The organism is Streptomyces sp. TSRI0107 (genome assembly GCF_001905845.1).
GTDB lineage: Bacteria > Actinomycetota > Actinomycetes > Streptomycetales > Streptomycetaceae > Streptomyces.
The window spans coordinates 45,082-69,962 of the sequence record NZ_LIVZ01000003.1 but is presented as its reverse complement, the minus strand read 5'-3'; the positions used below and the strand labels follow the sequence as shown (position 1 = coordinate 69,962).

The 24,881-nt window shown below is 72.1% G+C and carries 11 protein-coding genes and 1 pseudogene; 4 read left to right on the top strand and 8 right to left on the bottom strand.

Translation table 11 applies throughout. The annotated features are described in order from the left end of the window. Window positions 1–18 precede the first annotated feature (18 nt). The 3 genes and pseudogenes from AMK31_RS07505 to AMK31_RS07500 form a co-directional block, all read right to left on the bottom strand. Window positions 19–7,026: a type I polyketide synthase gene (locus AMK31_RS07505; RefSeq protein ID WP_241842568.1), complete on the bottom strand. Its 7,008-nt coding sequence runs from the start codon at window positions 7,024–7,026 to the stop codon at window positions 19–21. Between the two features lie 328 nt (window positions 7,027–7,354). Further along, window positions 7,355–7,540, bottom strand: a pseudogene (locus tag AMK31_RS39030) (CbrC family protein); the annotation flags it as partial. Between the two features lie 46 nt (window positions 7,541–7,586). After that, entirely contained in the window at window positions 7,587–7,928 is a 342-nt protein-coding gene (locus AMK31_RS07500; RefSeq protein WP_073940098.1) for a VOC family protein, read from the bottom strand. Between the two features lie 241 nt (window positions 7,929–8,169). On the opposite strand from AMK31_RS07500, the gene AMK31_RS07495 reads away from it, so the two are divergent. Next, entirely contained in the window at window positions 8,170–8,643 is a 474-nt protein-coding gene (locus tag AMK31_RS07495; protein WP_073939608.1) for a hypothetical protein, read from the top strand. A gap of 186 nt (window positions 8,644–8,829) precedes the next feature. On the opposite strand, the gene AMK31_RS42060 is transcribed toward AMK31_RS07495, so the two are convergent. Further along, window positions 8,830–12,333, bottom strand: coding sequence for a hypothetical protein (locus tag AMK31_RS42060; RefSeq protein WP_158074527.1), 3,504 nt, complete (start codon window positions 12,331–12,333; stop codon window positions 8,830–8,832). A gap of 115 nt (window positions 12,334–12,448) precedes the next feature. After that, complete coding sequence (locus tag AMK31_RS07485; protein WP_143204219.1) at window positions 12,449–16,285, bottom strand: hypothetical protein; 3,837 nt, start codon at window positions 16,283–16,285, stop codon at window positions 12,449–12,451. 401 nt (window positions 16,286–16,686) lie between these two features. Here AMK31_RS07485 and AMK31_RS07480 point away from each other — a divergent pair, with 401 nt between their 5' ends. Beyond that, window positions 16,687–17,577 (top strand): glycoside hydrolase family 19 protein, encoded by an 891-nt coding sequence (locus AMK31_RS07480; protein ID WP_073939605.1) that lies wholly within the window; start codon window positions 16,687–16,689, stop codon window positions 17,575–17,577. A 205-nt stretch (window positions 17,578–17,782) separates the two neighbouring features. Continuing rightward, entirely contained in the window at window positions 17,783–18,742 is a 960-nt protein-coding gene (locus tag AMK31_RS07475; protein ID WP_073939604.1) for a 5'-nucleotidase, read from the top strand. A gap of 781 nt (window positions 18,743–19,523) precedes the next feature. Here AMK31_RS07475 and AMK31_RS07470 read toward each other — a convergent pair. From AMK31_RS07470 to AMK31_RS07460, 3 genes are all read right to left on the bottom strand, one after another. Beyond that, window positions 19,524–19,925 (bottom strand): hypothetical protein, encoded by a 402-nt coding sequence (locus AMK31_RS07470; protein ID WP_385311799.1) that lies wholly within the window; start codon window positions 19,923–19,925, stop codon window positions 19,524–19,526. A gap of 492 nt (window positions 19,926–20,417) precedes the next feature. Beyond that, entirely contained in the window at window positions 20,418–21,035 is a 618-nt protein-coding gene (locus tag AMK31_RS07465) for a VOC family protein (protein WP_073939602.1), read from the bottom strand. A 328-nt stretch (window positions 21,036–21,363) separates the two neighbouring features. Then, complete coding sequence (locus AMK31_RS07460; protein ID WP_143204218.1) at window positions 21,364–21,912, bottom strand: hypothetical protein; 549 nt, start codon at window positions 21,910–21,912, stop codon at window positions 21,364–21,366. 1,171 nt (window positions 21,913–23,083) lie between these two features. On the opposite strand from AMK31_RS07460, the gene AMK31_RS40350 reads away from it, so the two are divergent. Next, the gene (locus tag AMK31_RS40350; protein ID WP_143204217.1) at window positions 23,084–24,109 is read left to right on the top strand and encodes a hypothetical protein; all 1,026 of its coding nucleotides are present in this window, start codon (window positions 23,084–23,086) and stop codon (window positions 24,107–24,109) included. The last annotated feature ends 772 nt before the right edge of the window (window positions 24,110–24,881 follow it).

Below are 24,881 nucleotides of genomic sequence, written 5' to 3'. Positions count from 1 at the left end.
GCGGTAGGAGACCGGGGATTAGGGTTCCGCCTCCTGCCGTTTCTCCTGCTCGCCGCCCCCGTCGCCTGGCATCGCTCCCGAGGCGAGCAGGGCCGCGTGGACGTGTGCCGCCAGCAGGGCCGGCGTGGGATGGTCGAAGACGACGCTCGGGGCCAGTCGTACCCCGGTGAGCGCGCTCAGGCGGTTGCGGGCCTGCACGGCGGTCAGGGAGTCGAAGCCGAGGTCGGCGAAGGCGCGGTCGGTGGGGAGCGCGGCTGCGTCCGGGTAGCCCAGGACGGTGGCGACCTCGGCGCGGATCAGATCGGCCAGCCGTGCTTCGCGTTCCGGCTCCGGGACGGCGGTGAGCCGTTCGGGCCAGGCACCGGGTGCCTGCGAGACCGGGACGGTGCCCTGCGCCAGGGGGTGGCTGGTTTGTTCGGTCCGGGGTGCGGAGACCGGCAGCAGGTCGGCGAGGAGCGGGGACGCGTCGGAGCGGGTCGCGGCGCGGTCCAGCGGCACCGGCATCAGGACGGGTTCCGGTGTCCGCAGCGCCGTGTCCAGGAGGGCGATGCCCTCGCGTTCGGTGACGGGCAGGAGCCCGCCCTCGGCGATCCGGCCGGGCGCGACCCGGCCGGCCATCCCAGCCTCGCCCGCTGTGGTCCACGCTCCCCAGGCCAGCGCCTGCGCGGGCAGTCCGCGGGCCGCGCGGTGCCGGGCGAGCGCGTCGAGGAACCCGTTCGCGGCGGCGTAGTTCGACTGACCGGGCCGGCCGAGCACCCCGGCCGCCGAGGAGTAGAGCACGAAGGCGGACAGGCCGAGGTCGCGTGTCGCCTCGTGCAGGTACCAGGCGCCGTCGGCCTTCGGCGCGAGCACGGCCGCGAGCCGCTCGGGCGTCATGGCGTCCACCACGCCGTCGTCGAGCGCACCGGCGAGGTGGAAGACCGCCGTGAGGGCCGGCCGGCAGGATGCGACCAGGGCGTGCACGGCGTCGCGGTCGCTCATGTCACAGGCGGACACGCGCACCTCGGCCGGTACGTCGGCGACCCATTCGGGGATACGGCCGCTGCGGTTGGTCAGCAGCAGGTGCCGCACTCCGTGGCCGGCGACCAGATGCCGGACCAGGCTCGCACCGAGCGCACCGGTGCCGCCCGTGACGAGTACCGTGCCCTCCGCGTCCAGTGCGGGCGGCGCTTCGGCGGACGGGTCGGCGGGCGCCAGCCGCGGTACCAGCACGGTGCCCGAGTCCAGGGCGACCTGCGGTTCACCCGAGCGCAAGGCCGCCGCGAGATCCTTCTCCGTGGCAGGAGTGCCACGCCGGTCGGCCAGCACGATCCGGCCGGGGTGCTCGGACTGGGCGCTGCGCACGAGCGCGGCGACCGCCGCCTGGGCCGGGTCGGGGTCGTCGCCGGTCGCGTTGTGGGTGAGCACCAGCAGACGGCCCGGCCGGGTGCCGGAGGTCCAGTCCTGTACCCGGCCCAGCACGGCCGACAGAAGACCGCGTACCCGGTCCGGCATGCCGGTCGTGCCGCTGATGCCGGTCGTGCCGGGCGGGGCGGTGGCCAGGCGGGCCAGGTCCAGCACCTCGTGGGCCAGGTCCAGCACTTCATGGCCGGAGTCGGAATCGGAGCCGGAGGCGGCATCGGAATCGGAGCCGGAGTCGATGGTGCCGGGGGCCGGTGTCACGGGTCGCCAGGTCAGGCGGTACGTCTCGATGGAGACCGGCATCGCCCGCGTGACGACGGACGTCACCGCCGCGAGCGGGCGCCCCGCCGGATCGCTGAGCGTGACCTGGAACTCGTCCGGGCCGAGCCGCCGTAGCACCGCCCGCGCGGCGGAGGCGCCGGTCGCGGACACCGTCACGCCGGTGCAGGCGAGCGGGACGCGGGGCGTGGCCGGTGCCGGGCTGTGTGCCTCGGCCAGCGCCGCGGCGTGCAGGGCCGCGTCGAACAGCGCCGGGTGCAGGGTGTACGCGGCGGCCGTGGCCGCCTCGCCCGGGGGCAGGGCTAGTTCGGCGTACACCTCGTCGTCCCGCTGCCACAGCGCGGTCACCGCGCGGAAGGCGGGGCCGTAGTGCAGGCCGTGGGCGGCCAGGCGCGGATAGTCGACGGGGACGGGCCGGGCACCCGAAGGGGGCCATGCCCCGCCCGGATCGGCGGGCGGCGGCGATTGCGCCGGCGGAGCGAGCGTGGCCGTGGCGTGCCGGGTCCACTCGGCAGTCCCGTCGGCCGGGCGGGCCCAGACCTCGACCGGCCGTTCGCCGGAGGCGTCCGGGGCGTCGGTCACCACCTGTACCCGCATCGGCCGCGCCGGGGGCAGCACGAGCGGCTCGTGGAAGGCCAGCTCGGTCAGCCGGACCGGTCCGTCGGTGCCCGTGGCGCGGGCGGCCAGCTCGGCGAAGAGGGTCGCCGGGGCCAGCGTGCGGTCGCCGACGCGGTGGTCGGCCAGCCAGGGGTGGCGGGTGGTGGAGAGTACGGCGATGTGCCGGATCCGGGGTCCGTCGGCGTCGGGCTGCGGGTGCCCGATCAGGGGGTGGCCGGCCGGGACCGGTTGCCGTACGGCGTCCAGCCAGTAGCGCTGCCGCTGGAAGGGGTAGGTCGGCAGCGGGCGGCGGCGGGCACCGCTGTCCGCGTACACCGCCCGCCAGTCCACGTCCACGCCGTGCACGTGCAGCGCGGCCAGCGTCTCCAGCGTCGTACGCGGGTCGGCGCACGACGTGAACACCGCGCCGGCATCGACCGGGACGCACTCCTCGGCCGCGGCCGCGAGGGAGGCCGACGGACCGACCGCCACGAACAAGCCGGCCCCGTCCTCGGACAGGTGGGCCACCGCGTCGGCGAAACGGACGGTCTCGCGGACCTGCCGTACCCAGTGGTCGGCGGTGGCGAGCGCCTGCGTCTCGGACCGGCCGGTCAGCGTCGACACCACCGGGACGGCGGGCGGCCGGTACGTCACCGACTCGGCGACCGCGCGGAAATCGGCCAGCATGGGATCCATCAGCGGCGAGTGGAAGGCGTGACTGACCCGCAGCCGGCGGGCGGGCCGTCCCAGCAGGCCGGCCAGCGCGCTCACCGCTTCCTCGTCGCCGGAGAGCACCACGGAGGAGGGGCCGTTGACCGCGGCGACGGCGATCCGGCCCGGTACGTCCCCGAGCCGGGCCGTCACCTCGGCCAGTGGCGCACGGACCGCGGCCATGGCCCCGCCGCGGGGCAGGGCGGCCATCAGCCGACCACGGGCGGCGACCAGCCGCACCGCGTCGGCGCGCGAGAACACCCCGGCGACATGGGCGGCGGCCAGTTCGCCGACCGAGTGTCCGGCCAGGTGGTCCGGCCGTACCCCGAACTCGGTGAGCAGCGTGTGCAGGGCGACCTCGAAGGCGAAGAGGGCGGCCTGCGCGTAGTCGGTACGGTGCAGCAGGCCGTCGTCGGGAGCGTCGATCACCTCCAGCAGGGGCCGGTCGAGCCACGGCGTGAACTCCTCGCACAGGGAGGTGAACGCCGCGTCGAAGGCCGGGAACGCGGCGCGCAGTTCGCGGCCCATGCCGGACCGCTGGGCGCCCTGCCCCGCGAACAGCAGGGCAGTCTTCGGGCGGGTCCGAGCCGTGCCGCGCAGCACCGCCGGACCGTCGGCGCCGGCGGCGAGGTCGCGAAGTCCGGCGAGCAGACCCTCGGCGTCGGAAGCGACGACGGCGGCCCGGTGGGACAGCGGCGCCCTGGTCGTCGCCAGCGAGTACGCGACGTCCAGCGTGCCCTCCTCACCGGCCAGCTCTTTCGCCAGGACGGCCGCGTGGGCGCGCAGGCCCGCCTCGTCACCACCCCCGACCAGCCAGGGCGTGACCGGCAACCGGCGACGCTCGGGCACCGGGCCGGGAACCGGCTCGGAGGGCTCCTCGATGATCACGTGGGCGTTGGTGCCGCCGATCCCGAACGACGAGACCGCCGCACGACGCGGCCGGTCGCGGCGCGGCCAGGTCCGGGCCCGGTCGAGCAGCCGTACCGCCCCCGAGGACCAGTCGACGTGCGGCGACGGCCGGTCGGCGTACAGCGAGGCGGGCAGCTCGCCGTGCCGCATCGCCTCGATCATCTTGATCAGTCCGGCGATACCCGCAGCGGCCTGGGTGTGTCCGAGATTCGACTTCACCGAGCCGAGCCACAGCGGCAGTCGCTGGTCTCGGCCTTGCCCGTAGGTCGCCAGCAGGGCGCCGGCCTCGATCGGGTCGCCGAGCGCGGTCCCGGTGCCGTGCCCCTCGACGGCGTCCACGTCGGCCGCCCCCAGCCCGGCGTCGGCCAACGCCAGCCGGATCAGGTCGCGTTGGGCCTCTCCGCTGGGAGCGGTCAGGCCGTTCGACGCGCCGTCGGAGTTGACGGCGGAGCCGCGCAGCACCGCCAGCACCGGATGGCCGTTGCGCCGGGCGTCGGACAGTTTCTCCAGCAGCACCAGACCGACACCCTCCGCCCAGGCGGTGCCGTCGGCGCCCGCGGCGAACGACCGGCAGCGGCCGTCCCGGGACAGCCCGCGCTGACGGCTGAACGCGATGAACGGCTGCGGACCGGACAGCACCGTCACCCCGCCCGCCAGTGCGAGGGTGCACTCCCCGGCGCGCAGCGACCTGGCGGCCAGGTCGAGGGCGACCAGCGAGGAGGAGCAGGCCGTGTCGAGGGTCATGGCCGGGCCGCGCAGCCCGAGGACGTAGGAGATGCGGCCGGAGGCCACACTGCCCGTGGAACCGGTGCCGAAGTACGACTCCAGCTCGTGGGGCGGTACGCCGGTGTCGTAGCCGAGGTGCATCAGACCGACGAAGACGCCGGTGGCCGAGCCGCGCAGGGCCGGTGCGGGGATGCCCGCGCGTTCCAGCGTCTCCCAGGCGACCTCCAGCAGCAGCCGCTGCTGCGGGTCGGTGGCTAGGGCCTCGCGGGGCGACATGCCGAAGAACAGCGGGTCGAAACCGGCCACGTCGTCCAGGAACCCGCCACGGCGGGCGTAGGTGGTGCCGAGCCGGTCGGGATCGGGGTGGTAAAGGGAGTCCAGGTCCCAGCCCCGGTCGGTGGGGAAGTCACCGGTGGCGTCCACGCCCCCGGCCGCCAGACGCCACAGGTCCTCGGGCGAGTTCACGCCGCCCGGATAACGGCAGCCGACGGCGACGATCGCCACCGGCTCCGCCCGCGGGCCGCGCGGGCGGGGTGAGGTGCCCTGCGCGGCGGGTACGGCTGTCCCGTACAGGCGGGTGTCCAGGTAGGCGGCGACGGCGGCCGGGTTCGGATGGTCCCAGACCAGCGTGGCGGGCAGGCGCAGGCCGGTACGCAGAGCGAGCCGGTGCCACAGCGTCATCGCGCCCATCGACGTCAGCCCGAGGTCGGCGAACGCGGCGGCGGGCTCGGCCGACACCCCGAGGATCGCCGTGGTCTCGTCGCACACCAGGTCGGTCAGCGCGGCCCGCCGCTCGGCGGGCGTCCGGTCGGCCCCCGGCGAGAGGACCGGGCCGGCGCGATGCCCGGCGAGCGCCTCGCGCAGCAGTGCCCGGCGCGGCTTGCCGGCCCCGGTGCGCGGCACGGCCGGGGTGAACAGGATCTCCTCGGGCACCTTGTGAGCGGAGAGCACCTTCGCACAGGCCCGCAGCAGACCTCCGGGATCGAGGTCCCGGTGCTCCGGTACGACGAACGCCACCGGGACCTCCCCCAGCAGCGGGTGGGGCCGCGCCACCACGGCCGCGTCACGCACCCCGGGCAGGTCGAGCAGGACCCGCTCGACCTCGGCCGGGTCGACGTTCTCGCCGCCGCGCACGATGCGGTCGCCGGCCCGCCCGATGACGGTCAGACAGCCGTCCTCGCCGAGCCGGCCCAGGTCGCCGGTGCGGTACCAGCCGTCGCGCAGGACCTCCGCGGTCTCCTCGGGCCGGTTGTGGTAGCCGAGCATGAGGCCGGGGCCACGAACCCAGATCTCGCCTTCGCTGGTGTCGGTGTCGGTGTCGGTGTCGGTGTCGGTGTCGGTGTCGGTGTCGGCGTTGGCGTTGACGCCGGCGCCGGTGACGTCTGCCGGGGTCGCGGTCGGGGTGATCCTGACCTCCATACCGGGCAGCGGCACGCCGCTGCCACCGGGCACCCTGGGCCCCTCCGGCGATTCCATCGCGATCTTGCCGCAGGTCTCGGTGCTGCCGTAGCCGTCGAGCAGCGGGGCACCGAACCGCTCCTCGGCCCGTGCCCGCAGTTCCGGGTCGCTGCTCGCCCCGGCGGTGACACAGAACCGCAGCGAGGGGACCGCTCCCAGGCCGGTGTCCAGCAACTGCTGGTAGGTCAGCGGGACACCGGCCAGGACCGTCGGCGCGTACGCCGCCACCAGGCGGGCCAGCGCGGCCGGTTCGGCGTGCGCGGTGATCCGGGCGCTCGCCCCGGCCACCGTGGTCCCCAGCACGCACAGCGAATGGGCGTAGGTGTGCGTCAGCGGCAGCGGCCACAGCACCCGGTCGGACTCCGACAGACCGAGCCGCGGCAGATAGCAGGCCACCGAGGACCACAACGCGGACCGCTGGCTGGAGACCGCGGCCCGCGGAGTGCCGGAGGTCCCGGACGTGTAGAGCAGCCAGGCCGGTTCGTCCAGACCCAGGTCGTCCGGCGGCGCGGCCGAGGATACGGCGGTGAGGGCCTCGTAGCCCGTGGCGCCGGCCGGCAGGGACCCCTCACCGGTCACCACCAGCCGGATCGCCCGGCCCGCAGTCAGCCGGGTGACGCGCGGCAGGTTCCGCCGGTCGGTGACCAGCACGGCCGGATCGCAGTCGGCCAGGAGCGCGGCGAGTTCGGCATCGGTACCGCGCGCGCTGAGCGGCACACCGACCGCGGCGGCCCGCACCGTGGCCAGCAGCCCCTCGACCAGTTCCACGGCGTTGCCGAGACAGAACGCCACCCGCTCACCCCGACCGACACCCAGCCCCACCGCCAACCGGGCGGTCCTGCGCTCCACTTCGGTCCAGCTCACACCGCGCCGGTCGTCGGCGTACGCGACCTTGTCACCGTGCCGTGAGGAGTTCTCGCGCAGCAGCTCCGGTAACGGCCGCACCTCGTACGCTTCTTCCGTACCTGCCACGCTCGTCCCTCCAGCTCAGCCACACAGGTGGCTCGGGTTCGCCGGTTTCCTTGGCAAGGACAGTCGGACAGCACCGGACCGTCCGGTCCCGAGACGTCCCCACTGGCCATACATCGGCATTCGATTCAATAGATGGTGAAGGGGGGCATTGCGTTCTCGGACGGCGGCCGCCGATTCGTTACGACAGCCGGTCCGTCCCGGATCGGCCCTCCCAGGCGGCTATGGCCTGGCTCGCCCCGGCCGTCACCAGCATCGCCTGCACCGCCATCTGCTACCGACGACTCGCCCAAGCGGACGACTTCTAGGATGCGTCGGCGTAGGCGAGATGGGCACTGCAGACCGTGCAGCGGAAAAGCATGGCGGTCGCCCCCACGCCCAGGCTGGCCCGCAACTGGTCGAGGGCTTCGGGATGCGCCGCCAGCTTGCTGTACCCGACTTCGCCCACGAAGGCGGCCGCGTCCTGGCAGTGGACGAGCCAGCCATGCGGCCGTCGTCATGTCACGGCCTGGCGATCCATCGCGGTGGCCGCAGGTTCAGGGACCGACGTACTCGAAGACCCCGCCGTAGGGGTGCCGCAGCAACGCGCGGTGGCCATTCGGTGTCGGGGACGTAGCAGCCACCACCTCGGCACCTGCCGCCACCGCTTCCTTCACCGCTGCGTCCAGATCTGCGACCACCAGGGTGGCCGCCACGTCGGCGACTCGCTGCGCGGCCTCGTCCGGACCGCTGAACAGCAGGAAGGGGCCGACACTTGCCAGAGTGACCCCGGCGAAGGCGAAACGGGATGCTGTGCTTCCGGTCAGTTTCTCGTAGAAGGGCACAGCCGCGTCCAGGTTCTCGACGCGCTGCCGCACGACCACTGATTCGATAGCCATGACCGACATCGTCACACCATCGCATCGTCCGGCCTGACTTGGGTGCAGGCCGATGAGGGGTGCCGTTCAGGCCGCGAAGCGCAGCGCGGTGGGGCGTGGTGTGGCTTCGGACAGGCGCTCAGGCGGTGCGACAGGGCGGTGAGATATCCGCTCTCGGGCGGGTTCGCCTGGTGGGCCGTGGTCGACGAGGCTCAGGTGCGCTGGGCTGGTGTGTCGTAAGCGGACAGTAGCCTCAGGCGTCATGGGCATTGAGATCGATGTAGTGGTGGGTTACCCGATCAACGATGAGGTGGAGAGGGTGCTCGGGTTGGCCGAAGCGGTCGGCGAGCCCGTCACTGTCACGTTCATGTGGGAGGGGCATGAACAGGCGGAGCGAGTGGTGATGGTGCCTGCGGCCATGCTGGCGCTCTGGGAGCATTGGGCACCCACCGCCTACCCGGCGAGTGAGGCTGGGGACGGCATCCGGGCTGTGGGGGAGAAGCGGGAACTGGCTCACCCAGCGGAGTTCGGCGCGTTCACGCTCTTTCGTCGTCGTGTGGGAGGGCGCACGGCGGTTGCTCGCAATGGCGTGGTGGTCGCCGAGCTGCTCGACCCCGGCGAGGCGCACTGGCTGCAGGAGCAGGCCCGCAATGTCCGTCAGGGCTTCATGGATCCGAAGCAGAAGGCGGCGTTCGAGGATTTCCTTGCCCGGCAGGCATCCCTCGACGAGCAGTGACGCGCCCGCTCGTGCTGCTTCGGTCCGCTCCGGGTTTGGTCAGTACCGCTGAATAGTGTTGAGCGTCATGCAGAGCTGCCGTGCGACTGCGCGAATGCCACCCCCGCCACTCCGGCAGGCCGCCGAGCACGGCCACACCGACGCCCTGCACCCCCTGGCGGTGATGCCGGACGGGGCTGTTGTGGTTCAGCTCAGGTCTGTGGCGTATGCCGCCTCGCGGACGTCCTGTTGCGGGTGGTGGCGCAGCGTGACGATGGCTGTGCGGCAGGTTTGCGGCCAGTTCTGACGGGTGCCGAGGGCTGTGGCGAGGCTGACGGCGAGGAGGCCCGTGATCAGGCCACCGTCGTTGCTGAGAGCACTGACCGTGGCGAGGGCGGCGGTGGGGTCGGTGAGCGGGGTGCCGTACCGGTGTGCCTCCTCCAGATCCTCGGCCACCCGGACCGCGAGCACAGGGCGGCCTTCGATCGCGGTAATCAACTCCCGGAAGGCGAGTGAGAGTTCCGGCTCGGTTGCCTGCAAGTCGATCGATCGTACGAGGAGAGCGGTGCGCAGGGCCGTGAGCGCTGGTTCCGTGGCCAGTCGCCGGGCCAGAGCCGCGCACATCCGGCGGTCTTGGATCGGCGAGTTGAGGAGGGTCTCCAGGCGGCGGCGTGCGGGCAGGTCACCACCGTGCGCGCCGCCTTGGGGTTCACCGGCGGCGATGAGCGCCAGGAGCCGTTCGACCACGTCGCCCAGCAGGCTGCCGGGTTCCACGCCGCCTATGGGGTGGGGCAGGCCGGACTGGGCCAGCTCCGTGAGCCCGTGACGTGCCCGCCAGATACTCAGTGGCGAGGTGAGGTCGGTGTAGACCTTGGCCAGCGTCGTGCCGGCTGCGGGCGTGTACTGTGCCCAGTCGCGGAGGCTGAACAGGGCCTGGTCGGCCGCCTGTTGGTCTGCGGTGAAGGGCAGTTGGGCGATGAGCTGTCCGTAGCGTGAGCGGTGGGGGGCGGCCAGGTCTGCCGGGTTGTGGTCGAGGAGTGTGCGCCGGGCGGGGTCCGGCCCGTCGGTGGCCGCCGATTCCAGCAAGGCCCACATGTCCTCGTTCGGCAGCAGCGTGGTGGCCTGCGCGACGACGGTGGCGTGCACGTCCGGGTGGACGCCGGGGGTGCGGGCCACGGTGGACAGCAGTGCGGTGGCGGCGGCTGGAGGCAGGTGGCGGGCGGCGAGCCGGGCGGCCGCTTTCCTGACGGTGATCTTGACTGCGCTCTCGCGGGTCAGGACGTCATGGAGCAGGGCCGCCAGCTGCGTGGGGCGGGCGTGGGCGGCGGCGCGAGCGGCGGCGGACCAGGCGGCTGCCGCGCGGTCGTCACCGGCATGCTGAAGCAGGGTCCCCAGGGCCGCGGCCGGGTCGTCCGTGTGTGCGGCCGCGTCCAGGGCCGCTGCCGTCAGAGCCGACTCGGCAGGGCGTGGCGTGGACGTGGCCGCGTCTTCGGGCCCGGCCGTGGCCGGTGAGGAGGCGGTGTACTGCCGCAGCAGGGACCTCCCGTGCTGTGGCACCGATGCCACCGCACGCAGCAGGGCGGCCCGTTCGCCGATGCCGCGGCCGGGATCGGCGATGACGGCCGCGGCCAGCCGGACCGCGGCCTGCTGCTGCCGGGGCAGCCATCGGTCGGCGTGGCGGAAAGGGGGCAGTGGCCGGGCGGTGCCGGGCACGGGGAACCGGCCGCCTGGCGGTGGCGTCCCGGTCAGGGCGTGGTCGAGCAGGTCGGTTCGCTGCGCGGCGAGTACGGCGAGCACCTGCGGCAGGAAGACCGCGGACGGCTCCTGTGCCAGCAGGTCCGCCACGCGGTCGCCGCGGGAAGCAGGAGCGGCCAGCCAGGCCGCGGCGACCTCGCCGAAGTGGCTGTCCGGGCAGGTGCGCAGGGCCTGTTCGAGCCGGTCCTGGAGCTCGGGGACCTGGTGCACCCGGTGGCCGCAGGACTTGACCAGTGCGAGCAGCGGCCGGATGTCGCCGTGGGCGGCGGCCCGGTCCAGCCACGGGCCGAGGGCCTTGAGCACGACGCGTATCCCGCTGACGCGCAGCTTGTCGTCCAGGCGGCCGAGTTCCACGGTGGCGGTGTGAGCGGTCAGGGCCTGTATGAGGCGTACGGCAGTGTGCATGGCGGCTCCGCCGAGGGGGCCGGCCGGTGCGTTGGCGGTCGTCGTGCCGGCGGCCGGGGCCCCGTCGGCGGCGGTGGCGAGCAGGGTCACGGCCAGGGTGCGGATGGTGTCCCGGGTGCCGCGCGAGCAGTCCCGGGCGCCCAGGGCGTCGAGGCACAGCCGTTCCAGGGACGCGGAGCCGGTGCGGCCCGCGGCGGACGCGTCGGCCTCGAGGGCTGCCGCGAGCAGGGACGCCGGTAGGTCTGCGAAGGCGGACAGGGCCTCCCCGCGTACGGGGTCGCGCTCGTTGGTCAGCCGGTCGGCGCCCAGCGCGAGAACCTCGGCGACCTGCTGCGGATCCCGGGTGTGTCCGGCGTTGGCGGCCAGGCGGTTCCAGATCGTTCCGCGATCCTCGGCGTCACCGGAATGGAGGGCGGCCAGCAGTTCGGCGCGGGCCTCGGCGGGCGGCAGCAGGGCGAGCAGGCCCCACAGGTCCCAGCCCGAGTGGCGTCCGGCACGAAGTGTCTCGATCGCGGCGCGGGCACGGGCGTGCCGCTCGGCGGCCGGCAGCAGGGCGAGCACCCCTTCGTGCGCGCGGACGTTGGGGCGCGCTTCGCCCGCGGTGACGACGGCGTCCACGAAGCCGGGCCGGCGCGCCGGTGGCATCGACCGCAGCAAGGTGCTGAAAGCCGTCCGGTGGAACCACCGGGCGCCGAGACTGGGCAGCGACGGCGGATCTGCCGTCACCAGTTGCCGCATGACCGCCCGGCCGGGTGTCCGTTCCCACCGTGCTGCCGCCCGGCCGGGGTCGGCGAGCCAGCGCGTGACGCGCTCGGCGTCCACGGCGACGAGGTCGCCCAGCCGGTCGTGCACCGGGCCCGGCAGGTCGTCGGGGCCGTACCTCTCCAACAGGTCGAGCACGCGCCCTGGCGCGGCGGGCAGGGCGGCGGCGATTCCGGTGGCGTGCCGCTGCCACCAACGACCACGCAACCGCTGGGGGAGGGAGCCGAGTTCACGCTCCATGTGGTCGAGGACGGCGACGGGATGGCGCACGGCCAGCGTGCTCCAGTCCTCGTACGCGAGCGCCCCGGCGAGTTCGGGCAGCAGCCGCGCGGTGAACTGGGCAGAGCAGCCCGGCAGCAGGCGGGCCGCGTCCAGGTCTCCGTACTCGGCGCGCACACGCGGCACCAGCCGCTCGGCGAGTGCGGGCCGCCGCCCGTCGCGCAGCAGTCGTGCGAGGTCGGCACGGACCACGGCGGGCGCGTCGTCGTAGGCGGCCTCGACAGCGCAGTCCGGCACCGGCAGTCGCCGGGCACCGCGCAGCGCATACCGGCGAACCACCGGGTCCGGGTCGCCGAGACGGGCCTGCAGATATCCCTGCTCCCCGGCGGCAAGGGCCGCCAGCGCGGCGAGGCGCCGCTCGTACGGACCGAGCACATCCAAAGCGGTGAGCAGCGGCTGGAGTTCGCCTCGGGCGGCAAGCCGGTGAGCGGTGACGGCGGTGCAGCGGAGCCGGGCGGCGTGCGGCAGGGATTCGAGGGCGGCGAGCAACTGCTCGGCAGTGGAGATCATCACGGGCATTGTGCCTGACGGAGTCACCCGCCCCCATCGATTAACCGGACGCCCGCCGCTGGGCCGGCGTTGCCGGCTGGTGAACGCGTGTGGTGGCGTCGTGTGGCGTGTTGGGTCAGTGTGTCGTGCTGGTGAGGAGTGTCTCGATGGTCGAGTGGGGGTTCCAGTCAGGATCGAGGCCGGCCAGCCGTGCGGCGGTTCGGTGCCAGGCCGCCGGGCTGGTGCCGAGTCTGGTGTGTACGAGGTGGGTGAGGAGGGTGCGGGCTTCGGCGGTCTGTGGTGGGGCGTCGGTGCGGCGGGCGGCGGCGCCGAGGTAGGTGAGGAGCCGTGCGGCCGGGGCCGCGAGGCGGATCAGGTCTGTGCCGTCAAGGAGGCCTGCGGTAAGGAGTCCGTCGAGCTGGGTGGTCGGCGCGTGGTGGAAATTGCCGGCGAGTCCGTGCCGGGCCCGTTCCCGGGTGAGCCGTGCGCTGCCGGACAGGCCGTCGGGGCCCGGCTCGGGCAGCAGGGCCGCGTGCCGCAGCCGTACCTCTTCGGGTACGCCGTCCAGGCGGATGATGTCCTGCCAGTAGGGGAGGGGTTCTTGGGCGTGGGCGGCTTCGAGCGCGGTCCAATCCACGCTCTCGCCGGGCGGGAGGGATTCGATGAGGTCGCGGGCGTGCGGGGCGTGGCGGGCGCGCCGCAGCTTGCGGATGAGTTTTTCCGGCGCCAGTTCGCGGTCGAGCCGGGCGCGCAGGACGGCGGCGGGGTCGGCGGACGCCAGGGCCTTGGCGCAGACGGTGGTGGCGGAGCGTCCCAGCACGCCCCGCCCGGCGAGCTGCGTGAGCCGGTCGGCACCGCCGTGCTCGAGCAGCTTCAGGCAGCCCAGCAGTTGGTGCCCGAGACCGAGCCGTGAGGCCTCCTTCACCAGCAGCTCTTCCACGAGGTCGGGTTCGGCGGAGCACAGCCACATCAGGCCGCCGGCGGGCCGGGCGGAGCCCTGGGTGCGCCAGTCGGCCAGTACCCGGGCGCCCAGGGACGGCTGCCCGGTGCCGGGCCGGGAGCGGGTCACGATCCGGTGGACGGCGGGCCGCGGGTTCCAGTGCCGCAGCAGGGCGAGGTCGACGTCCGGGTCGTCGAGGTCGACGAGGCGCTCGACCGCGCCGCTGCGGTGCATCCAGCGGGACTGGGCGGCCAGGACGCGCAGCGCGTCGGGGTCGCGGTCGGTGAGGAGCCGGTCGAGGACGGGGCGTGGTGTGCGGTCGTGGCGCAGCAGGTACGCGGCGAGCAGCCACGGGCCGTCGGGGCCGAGCCGGGGCACTACGGCGTCGACCACCTCGGTGCCTGCGAGGCAGAGCAGGGTGCCCTCGGGCCAGGCCCACAGGTGGTCGCCGCGTTCCAGCAGCTTGATCGCCTCGTCGGGGCTGCCGGGCCTGGGCCTGCCGATGGACGTATCCGCGCTCGCCGCCGGGCCTATGCCTGTCTGCGCGCGCTCCAGCAGCTGCGCCCAGGTCAGCCCCTCCGAGGCGGCTTCGGTCGCTGCCAGGCGGAGCCAGGCGTCGGGGTCGGTGCCGAGTTCGGCGTGCAGCCGGCGGGCGAGGGCGGCCCGCCACGCGTCGGCGAACGCGAGCCGCCGCCAGTCGTAGGGCAGCAGAAGCAGGCGCCGGGCGGGCAGCAGGGTGAGCAGCTCCTCGGCGGGCAGCACGCCCTGTACGTAGGCGCGCTCGATGTGCTGCGCGCCGGATCCGTACGTCTCGGGGAGCTGGGAAAGCACCTGCGCGAGGCTGGGCGCCTCATAGGCGAAGCCGTTCTTGGAGGCGGGGATGCCGTGGGCTGCGCAGGCGTCGGCGAACCAGCGGGGGGTGGCGAGGCCGGGCGCGGTCGCCTGCTCGTACCCGCTCAGCGCGCGCAGCACCTCGGGGTCTTCCGGCCGGGGCGCATCGTCGGGGGCGAGGGAGTACAGCAGGTCGAGTGCGGCCAGAGCGTGCGCCTGTTGGGGTCGGTGGGGTGTTGGCCGGGATGCGGGTGCTGAGGTCGGCGCCTCGGGCTCGGAGACGTCCTCTGCAGGGGGCTTCGGCCGGGCGGCGTCCTCGGCGGACGTCTTGTCCTCGGCGGACGTCTCGGACTGGGCAGGGGGCTTGGGCTGGGCGGCGTCCTCGGCAGGCGCCTTGGGCTGCGCGGGCGGCTTGGGCGCGGCCGACTGTTCGGGCTCGGTGGCGGCGGCTTCGGCCGTGGCCGGGCGGCTCGCATCGGCGGCCGGCCGCGCGGCCGTTGTCCGCTGCCCGGGCAGCAGCGCGTTGTGCGCCGCCGCGCCCGGTGCCCGCTCACCCTGGCTCGTGCTCGTCAACGGTCGGGGCGGCAACCTGGCGGCTCGCGGTTCGCCCTCGGCGGCAGCCTCGTCCGGGGCCTTCCCCGCCTCGGCGATCAGCTCCGCAACCGTCCCCCCGTGCCCGGGCAGCAGGGCATCCAGCGCGGCCCAGGCCCGCGCCCGCTCTCCCAGATGCGCCTGCGTCAAGGTCTGCAGCTTCGCGGCTGCCGCCGTGCCCAGCAGATCCCGTTCGGCGAGGCGGGCGAGCGCGGCCAGAGCGTGGACGGCGGGGCGCGCGGTGCCGATCAGCTCGACCGGGTCGAGGAGCCCCGCCGCCGCCATGCCCCGCGCCCAGACCGCGGCGCTGTCATCGAGTTCCTCCTGGGCGAGGCGCCGCGCGGGCGGGGTGATGTTCCCTGCGCGGCGGCCCCCGGCCCGCCACGGCTCGTTGAGAGCACTCAGCCGGAACAAGTGGCGCTGCGCATCGCTCGCCGCCTCGTGGCGGGCCAGCTCCTCGCAGGCCTTGGGCATGAACGGGGTCGTGGCATGGGCCGCGGCGAGGGCGTCGAGATCATGGGCGTACGGCTCGGACAGCAGGTCGCGCAGAGTGCTGGTGCCCCGGGCGCCGGCGAGCAGCGCGGGCAGCCGGGCGGGGTCCTCGTACGGCTCGCCCTGCGCGCGCAGCCGGGTCAGCCCGTCGCCGTCCGCGGCGGCCAGGGCCTCGGTGACCGCGTCCACGACGGCCCGGCTCAGCAAGGGCGCTGTGGCGGGGTCGTCGAGCAGGGCGCGTACGGCGTCCGGGCCGGTCCGTTCCCAGATCTTGAGCAGGGCGTACTGCTGGGCGACGTGGCGTACGCCCCACCGCAGTGCCGCGGCCACGAGCTGCGGGTCGCCCGAGCCGAGCAGCGGGGCGAGCCAGGTGCGCGGGGCTTGGCCGTGCGGCGCCGTCAGCTCGGCGCGCAGCGTGTCGTCGAGTTCCACGGTGTCGAGGCGCTGGGCGATGGTGCGCCGCAGGGACTGGGTGGTGCGCGAGTTGCGGTAGACGGCGGCGGCGACCATGGCATCGCCGACCGCGACGAGCCCGGCCAGGATGCGGGTGTCGAGCCGGGGATGGCGGGCGAGGGCTGCCCGGGTGCGCGTGTCGCCGTGCTCGACGACGGCGGCGACGAGGGCGGGCGCGGGCATGGTCCCGCCGGCCAGCAGTTCCGTCGTCACCCGCTCGGGCAGGGCGGCGAACGCGGCCGCGGCGTGCCGCGGCTCCGTGTGCTCGAGGAGCAGGCCGAGCGTGTCGTGGACACTGCGGGGCGCGGGTGCACGAAGCGTGCCGCCGGACACCGCAGGAACGGCAGGCGCGGCAGACTCCGGCGGGGCGGCGAGCAGTTCGGGCAGACTGCCACGGTGTTCGACCAGCGCGTCGTGCAGCCAGCACCAGCGGGCCGCGTCCGCACCGAGGTGGCGCTTCGTCAACTCCCTGAGGTACCTGACGGTCTCGTCGTCGGCTCCACCCGCAGCGGCGACCCTGGCCGCCACCGAGCGCGCGGGCCGCGCCCCCTGCACCGCCTGCAGAGCGCCGCCACCGCGCGGCCCCGCGCCCTCCGCGTTGCGACCGACCCGGATCACCATCTCGCGCAGCAGCCGCTCCGCCGCCCCCACCTGCGTCTTCGTCATGGCCGCCATGCTAGACACCGTCCTGACCGCCCCCGCCGTCGCACCAGCACCCACCTCGCCCGCCCCGCCGAGGGCGAGCACGAGCACGAGCACGAGCACGCATGAGTTCGGCGGCGGCAACGCTGAGCCGAACGAACCCGAATCCCGCGGCGATGGACCTGAGCACGGACTCCCGGAGACACACACCAGCCCGCAGATGACGAGCTGATGAAGACCTCCGGCTGCGTCTGACTGGTCTACACCCTTGACTGGTACAGACCAACGCGGTTGAGTGTGCCTCCACACCCCCCACCACGGCCGTCCCCACCCCGTATCCGGCCCACCGGTACGTGCGGTGCGGGCTCCACTTGCGCCCCGCCGAAGGGAACGGACGGCCGTGCTGCACAAAGGAGTTGATCCCCGTGTCGAGACGTCGCCTCTCCGCCGTCCTGGCCGCTCTCACCCTCGCCGGCACGGCCCCGGTGCTGCTCCCGGCCGCCGACGCCGCTGCCGCGGCGTGCTCCAGCTACCCCAACTGGGTGGCCGGCAAGTCGTACAACGCCGGCGACATCGTCCGCTACACCGACGGCAAGGCCTACATCGCCGAGCACGCCAACCCCGGCTACGACCCGGTCATCAGCACGTGGTACTGGGAGCCGTACGCCTGCGACAGCGGCCCGGGCACGCCCAACGGACGCTTCGTCGTGACGGAGGCACAGTTCAACCAGATGTTCCCCAACCGGAACTCCTTCTACAGCTACAGCGGCCTCACCGCGGCTCTGAGCGCCTACCCCGGCTTCGCCAACACCGGCAGCGACACGGTGAAGAAGCAGGAGGCCGCGGCCTTCCTCGCGAACGTCAGCCACGAGACCGGCGGTCTGGTGCACGTGGTGGAGCAGAACACCGCCAACTACCCGCACTACTGCGACTGGAGCCAGCCCTACGGCTGTCCGGCCGGCCAGGCCGCCTACTACGGACGCGGTCCGATCCAGCTGAGCTGGAACTTCAACTACAAGGCCGCGGGCGACGCGCTCGGCATCGACCTGCTGAACAACCCTTGGCTGGTGCAGAACGACTCGGCCGTCGCCTGGAAGACGGCCCTGTGGTACTGGAACACCCAGACCGGCCCCGGCAGCATGACCCCGCACAACGCCATGGTGAACGGCGCCGGTTTCGGCCAGACGATCCGCAGCATCAACGGCTCCCTGGAGTGCGACGGCAAGAACCCGGCGCAGGTGCAGAGCCGCGTGAACAACTACCAGCGGTTCACCCAGATCCTCGCAACGTCACCTGGCGGCAACCTCTACTGCTGACGGCGGGGGCCTAGGCCAGGGACGCGCCGGAACGCCATTCCCGCGCCGTAGTGGCTGGCCGCCGCCCCCTGTTCCGGCACCCGGAGCAGGGGGCGGCGGACTACTCAGCCCCTGCGCGGATGGCCGCCGGCCGGACGGATGGACGTGCGCGGCGACTTACCATGGTTGAAACCGGTGAGTGCATGGATGTGAGGGGGGGCACGCCGTGGCCGTCTATGAACTCAGCAACCGTCTGGTCGTCGGAATCGCCTCCAGCGCACTGTTCGACCTGGCGGAGGCGGATGCCGTCTTCCGTGATCAGGGGGAGGAGGCCTACCGCGCCTACCAGGAGGAGCACCTGGACGACACGCTGGACAAAGGCATCGCCTTCCCCTTCATCCGCAGACTGCTGTCCCTGAACGACCTCTCACCGGACGACCCTCTGGTCGAGGTCATCGTCCTGTCCCGCAACGATCCTGACACCGGGCTGCGGGTCATGCGGTCCATCCAGGCCCACGGCCTGTCGATCAGCCGGGCCATCTTCATGCAGGGCCGCTCGCCGTACCGCTTCATGCCCGCTTTGAACATGTCCCTGTTCCTGTCCGCGAACGAGACCGATGTCCGTGAGGCCGTCGCCCTCGGGCTGCCCGCCGGCCGCGTCCTCGGCCCTGCCGCGGCCGACGAGGACGATGACCGGGACCTGCGGATCGCCTTCGACTTCGACGGGGTCCTCGCCGACGACGCCTCGGAGCGGATCTACCAGAGCGACGGCATCAAGGGCTTCCTCTCCCACGAGACGACGAACGCCGCCACCCCGCACGACCCGGGACCACTACGGGACTTCCTCGCCGGCATCAACCGGCTCCAGCAACGCGAAGAAGAACAGCGGGCCACGGACCCGGACTACAAGATCCGCGTCCACGTCTCCCTCGTCACCGCCCGCAACGCCCCCGCTCACGAACGCCCGGTGCGGAGCCTGAAGAACTGGGGCGTGACCGTCAACGACGCCTTCTTCCTCGGCGGGATAGACAAGAGCACGATCATCGAGGTCCTCAGGCCCCACATCTTCTTCGACGACCAGGTCGGCCACCTGACCGGCACCGCCCGCAGTACACCCAGCGTGCACGTCCCCTTCGGGAAGCTGAACGAACAGGGCCGCCCGGCACCAGAGCAAGCGCAGCAATGAGCCCCGTGCCGGCCAACGCCGCGCCGAGGACGAGACCGGCTCGCCTGCAACGACGTGGTGGTGCCGCAGGCGCCGGCTCGTCCGCAGGCGGTGGCCGACGTGGGCACAGTGACCGGGAAATGCCGGCCGCGATCGTGTCCGTAGCCACGTCACCGAACGAGAGGACCCCTTGGCCCGGCGCGCTGCGCGAGTTGGATGAGCTCGCTGCCAGCGCGCCTGCGAATCGCCCCGAGCAGGGGCGCTGCGCTGACGGCCGAATGCCGTCGATCTGCTCAAGCCGCGTCCGGGCTTCGACGGTGCAGCGGTGGTCCGGGCCGAAGTAGGCCAGGCAGGCATCGTGAGCGGCTGCAGCCTGGCGACGGGTCTCGGGAGCGCGGCGCAACCCCAACAGAACGACAGCAGAGACTTTGTTCCAGGCGTGGCGGTCCTCGCTGCCGCACATGCCGGGACCGGGTCTTTCTGGAGGTCGCGCGGAATCACGTGGCAGCGGGCGGGCTTGCGGATTGTCGACGGTCAGCCAAGTCATCGAGGATGTCTTTGCGAAGCGGACGTTGACGCCCTGGTGGCTGAGGGACCGAGTCATGTCGTCTGTCTGACGGATATTGAGGCGGACCTGGGCGTCAGCCGGACCACGGCCGGGGAACTGCGCCAGGAGGCGGCCGCGCTGCCGACGGGTGGCTAGACCCGTGGGGCGATTACCGGTCGGCGGCTTGGCGCTGGCCAGCCATCGGTGTAGAGGGGGTGGCAACCTACGAGAGGGACTGCGCCTTGAGCCGGGCCTCTACGTGAGGTGCAGGGGTTCCTTGAAGGACTTACGGAATACCGGAGCGGCGAAGGGAATGATCGAGGACATCATCTTTGACTTGAACGAGGTGGGGTGCCGTTCCAGTCTGACGTCGACCCGGGTGCCGTTATGCGTGGGAGTCATCTGGAACTGCCAGCCTCCCGAGCCGAAGGGCACCGAGTCCCGAGTGGTGACGGTGACCCGGTTCGCCGAAGGATCCCATTCATAGCGTGCGCGCTCCCATGACTTTTCGTTCCCCTCCGTCACCTCGGCCCAGGTGTCGCCCCGCTCGTGGACCTGGAAGTGCTCGGCATCGATGGAGGGCCACTCCTCGACACGGGAGGGGCTGAAGTTAGTCAGCACGCCCATCACCTCCTCCGGGCTCATCGAGGAGTTCACGTGGAAGTGTAGGGATGGCATGACCTACTCCCTGGTGCGAGATCACCGTTGTCCGTCGGCGGCCCTCGGTACGCATCTCGCAGGTGCCCTGCTCGCTTCGCCGACGCTGGTTCGCAGATCCGGCCCCTGCCGAGGGCCCGTGCCTGGGCCTCGTGAGGGCTGCTCGGCAGGCTCACTGACACTGACACTGACACTGACACTGACCGGAACGCTCACCTCTTTAGAATGCACCTGCTCCCAGTACCGCGCACCAGCAGGGTTCTGGCCCGCACGTGTGCGACCACACGCGGAATCAGAGGCGAGACATCGAACGTTCAGGGTTATCTCCGCGGGCCACGGGATACACCGGGCGCGCAGGGCGGGCTCGCTGGTCTCCTTGTTGCCGCCGACCTGAGCCACGTAGTCGAGGACTCCCCGCGCGGAGTTCTCACCGAACAGGCGAGTGGTCACCCCGCGTGGTTCGACCGTGAACAGGTCGGGGGGGTGATGGGGTCACGTCGGCAGTTCGGTCCCCGCCTGCTCACGCACCATGTATTGGGCGTACCAGTCCGGCCAGTTCGGGTCCTCCGCACCGATGCGCTCCTCGTGCTCGCCGTGCGCGGCCGCGGCGCGGCGCAGCGCGCTCGCCAAGTCCTCGGCCGTGGCGAACGTCGTGGTCGCGGGATCGAGGCGTCCCGGGAGCCGGGTGGTGACCTCCTGCAGGAGCCAGCCGTTGCCGTCCGGATCGCTGAAGGACAGGAACGAGCCGTAACTCGTGCGCTGCGGATCCGGCCCCGGCACCCGGGCCTCTGTCCCCGCGTGGTGGAAGACGCCGCCGGCGTCGTGGAACACTTCGCTGGGGTCGGCGCCGAGCCGTTTCAGCTCATCGTAGGCGGCGTTGATGTCGTCCACGATCAGGTGGAGGCCCTGAGCGGAGCCCGGCGCCTGGGAGGTGACCGAGGTGCCGAAGATGACCGACGCCGGCGAGCCCGGGGGCGTCATCTGCACCACCCGGAAGGTTTCGTCCGGGGCGATGTCCGCGTCCTGCCTCCAGCCCAGTCGCGTGTAAAAGCTCTTGGCCCGGTCGACGTCGGACACCGGCACCACCACGACTTCGAGTTTCATGTCCATGGCTGACACTTCCTGCGCTCGTACGAAATGCCGACATGACGAGATTCGCACGGCCGGACGCGGGCCGCGCCCGGGAATCCGGTAGACGGTGGCCCGGTCACGCCGGGGCCGGTCGTCGGAGAGGGGGGGCGACGACGACCAGGGGGGCTTGGGCGGGGATTCGGATCAGGCGCTCGTCAAGCCGACCTGTCCGAGCACTTCCGGATCTCCGCGCCGGCCGGCGTGATCGTGGGCTCAGGATGCTCGGGCGGCAGTCCAGAAACAACCCGCACACCCATCGGCAGGAGGCAGTGCCACGCATGGGAACCGGCCGTGGCTGGCAAGCGGCTCACGGTCTCTGGCCGACGGCGCCGATGCCGAGCCGGCTGAGCAGCCAGAAGGTGATCGCGGTACCGGTGCCGTAGGCGACGTGCGCGCCGAAATCCCAGGCCACGACCTTGGCGTCGTACTGCCAGATCGGCTTGTAGAGCCCTGCGATCGGCAAGGTGACGTAGTCACCGGCGAACACCGCGGCACCGAAAGGCACGCCATACACGGGGGAGGGTCTGGGCAGTGATCCGGCCACGATGCCGTAGGCCGCGCCCGCCGCTGATCCGTAGGCCCAGTGAGCGACGGTGCTCGTGAGCCAGGCGGAACTGTCAGGAAGCCGACGCTGGGTGAAGCCCTCGACCACCCGCTTCGCCACCTGCCCCGGTTCAGGGGCGTTCCCCCAGTTCTCGACCGGCGCGAATTCCCAGGAGAGCGGGCTGTCCTTCCCCCCTGCGCGACGGTACTTCAGGTAATGGACGGCGTCCAGGCACACCGTTCCCACCGCCCCGGCCAGCAGGCCGGCCGTCACCGCCGCGAGAGGGGTCAGCGGATTCCTTCGGGAGCGCATGACGCAGTCTCCTCGTCGGTCAGGGCCCGGGAAGGTCGATGCCCTCAGCACCCGGACTGCGGATTGGAGGCACACAGCCCCCATCGAGTATCCGGCGGCCAGGACATGCGCGCACGAGGAGAACATCCGCTGGCCCTGCCGTCCTCGGGAGCGACGGGTCCCCTCCGTGCTGTTCCGGGTTTCCACTGCTTCCAGGGGCTGTTCGAACCGCGCGGCGACTGAGTGACGGAGTACGGACGATCCTCTACTACGACACCACGGCCGACGCCGGCCTGACCCGCGGCTGGACCGTGACCGCCATCGCCATCCCCCTGCAGTTCGGGTTCGCCATGGTCAAGGGACGATGCGGCCCAGCGCCACCGCACCGGATAGCCGACCGTGCAAGCTCCACGAACAAGGTGCTGAGTCGGCCCACCCGCGTCTGCCCAGGCGTCGCGCACAACGCAGCGCCCAGCCGCACGTGCTGTGGAAGTGTGTAGCTCTCAACTGCCAAACGCGGGCGTCCGTTGGCCAAACGCGGGCGTCCGTTGGCCGAACGCGTGGCAACGGCGCCGCGACCTGCCATCACAGCTCTGTGACCTGCGACTTTGCCGTCACTCCCACCCGGAAGACCTCGCCACCACCCAGCGACCACCAACGACATCACCGTCCTGGAATCCCCGGACAACCCAGCCACCACCTTGGGAGACCCCCTCCTGCGGGGTGCAACCGCCCCGATAGACCGCACTCCTGCTCACCTCGCCTTCTGGCTCCTGCGCCCCCAGGAACAGGAAGCGACGGGCCCGAAGCAGTGGGCATCCAGGGTGCTGCGGTCTGGTCGAAGTGATTGGTTAGATTGCCCTCCTCGAAGCCGTCGCTGAGCAGGTCTCAGGACGAGTGGCCGTGAGGGCGCTGGCGGGTTGGTCGGCAACGGTGATGGCGTACTGAAGCCCGGATTGACGGCGGCCGGTTGCGTCAGCCGCCGTCACCGGGTGGCCCAGCCCGGCGGTCGGTCGTCTGCAGCAACCCGGTCACTGAGCGGTTGCAGCACATCATCGTCAGTCACCTAATGGATCACGACAGTCGCTCCATGTAGTGCGGGCCGGGGACGAGAGCGGCACCGCACGCCGACACCCTGAGGTGGCACATGCATCCGTTTCGGACGAGAAGTGGGCGAGGATCGAGACCCAGCGTGGCAGCAGGGCTGCTCGTGCTGCTGACCACCTTGGCAGCGATCAAGCGGACCGGTTGGAGCCGACGCCGCAGTGTGCCCCGGCAGGGGCTGCTCCGGCTTGGCGCCGTGGTGCTGGGCGGGGCGGCGCTGCTGGTGGCCGCACCTTCGTCAGTGGCAGCCGGCGGCACTGAGAACGGGTCGAGTACCTGTCGGCCCAATGCCGATGGGACATCAACCAGACCCACTACCAGGCCAGGTGTCCAGGTACTTCACAACTACCAGTTTTCATTCGCGACCGAGGTCTCCAACGCCATTAGCGTCAACAAGGAAAAACTAATTCCGCTCCTTCCGGAGGGATACAGCCCCGTACCCGCCTCGGCTCTCGGAGTAGGGGGCGAAAACGACGGTGTGGTGGCGATCGTCAACATCTGCGATGAAAATCTCAGCATCGACGGCGCGCCGTCACGGCGAACTACGTTGGTACAGGACGTGGGCATCCTGGTGAGGGAACCGGCTGACGCTGCCGCGGCCGGTCTGGACATTCCAGGCGCGTTCCACATCTACCTCCTGGCCCTTTACACCGATAACCGGCCGTACGCCGAAAGCCTTCGATCCGGAGACATTCCGGTCCAGTTCGTCCCGAATATCACTCACGATCGCCGCATTGACGAAGCAGGAGTGGGCGAGCAGACGGTGCGGGTGCCAGCCAGGGATAATCCGTACTACTCGCTGAACAAGGCGACTGGGTTCGGCGCCACCGGAGAAGTTGCCGCAATCTTGTGGCACGAAGGCGACAAAGGAACCGCGGCGCTGAACTTCCGGTTCGACGTCGCACAGCAAGGTTCTGCACAGAGCGAGGTGTTCACCAAGCCGGGAACCAAGCTGAACCGTCTCCTCGCCGGAGGCGGTGCCGGACCGGGTCCCACAGACCCCAAGACCGGGTTCGCAAGCATCAGAACTCCCTCGCTCACCTTCCAGTATTCGCAGGGCGGCAACGGAAGCCTGATTCTGATCAAGAAGCCGTGCGACTCTAGGCCAAAATGAATGAAATTGACCAGTGCTTCGCGCCCTGCCTGACGGGCAGTGAAGTGCACCGCGAGAGCGCTGGCGAAGCGGAGGATCACGCCCTGGTGTTGCTGGAAGCGTGCCTTATCAGTGGTGGCCGTGGTCCTTTCGGGGCTGTGCCGGGCGGCCCGCCCGGCATGCGGAGGTCCGCGGCCCAGGGGGCGGGGTTGCCGTAGCGCGGCGCGGCGTGAGTGCGCGCGGACATGCGGGACACTGTGCCGGAAGCAACTGTCCCTCGGCTGTGCCGTCGCCGTTCCCGGTGAGCAGGAGCTTCCCGCCCGGCCGGGTCTGCGCGAGCAGGGCCGGGGGACGGCCTCGTCATAGCGGGCTCGGCATGCCGCGCCGGCGCGCCACCAGTCGTAGGGGGCGATGGCGGCGTCGACGGCGGGTGCGAACGAGACGGTGTGAGCGCGGTAGGGCTGCTGGGCGTCACGCCAGGTCCTCGGCCCGGGGGCTGTACGGGGCTGTCATCGACGCGGCCGTACTGGTGCTGTACAGGCTCGACCTGCCCGTCAGCCGTTCGGCGGGCGGGCACTGGCACCTCTGCGCGTGCTGGCCGGCTGACTTGCCGTACACGCTTGCGGACGGCTCTGATCAGAGCCGTCCGGGCGTCCGGCCGGGCAGGCGGCTGTTCGGGGGAAACGCCGGTGTGGGGCAATGGGACGCGAGGGGCACCGACCCTACGGTCGGCTGATATGACGCCTCTACCGAAGCACGTCGCCGACCCCACCCGGCGGACGGCACTGACTGG

Excerpts from the sequence above, each read along its gene's own strand:
- AMK31_RS07500 (WP_073940098.1), bottom strand. The coding sequence starts at position 7,928 with ATGGCTATCGAATCAGTGGTCGTGCGGCAGCGCGTCGAGAACCTGGAC.
- AMK31_RS07495 (WP_073939608.1), top strand. The coding sequence starts at position 8,170 with ATGGGCATTGAGATCGATGTAGTGGTGGGTTACCCGATCAACGATGAG.
- AMK31_RS42060 (WP_158074527.1), bottom strand. The coding sequence starts at position 12,333 with ATGATCTCCACTGCCGAGCAGTTGCTCGCCGCCCTCGAATCCCTGCCG.
- AMK31_RS07485 (WP_143204219.1), bottom strand. The coding sequence starts at position 16,285 with ATGACGAAGACGCAGGTGGGGGCGGCGGAGCGGCTGCTGCGCGAGATG.
- AMK31_RS07465 (WP_073939602.1), bottom strand. The coding sequence starts at position 21,035 with ATGGACATGAAACTCGAAGTCGTGGTGGTGCCGGTGTCCGACGTCGAC.
- AMK31_RS07460 (WP_143204218.1), bottom strand. The coding sequence starts at position 21,912 with ATGCGCTCCCGAAGGAATCCGCTGACCCCTCTCGCGGCGGTGACGGCC.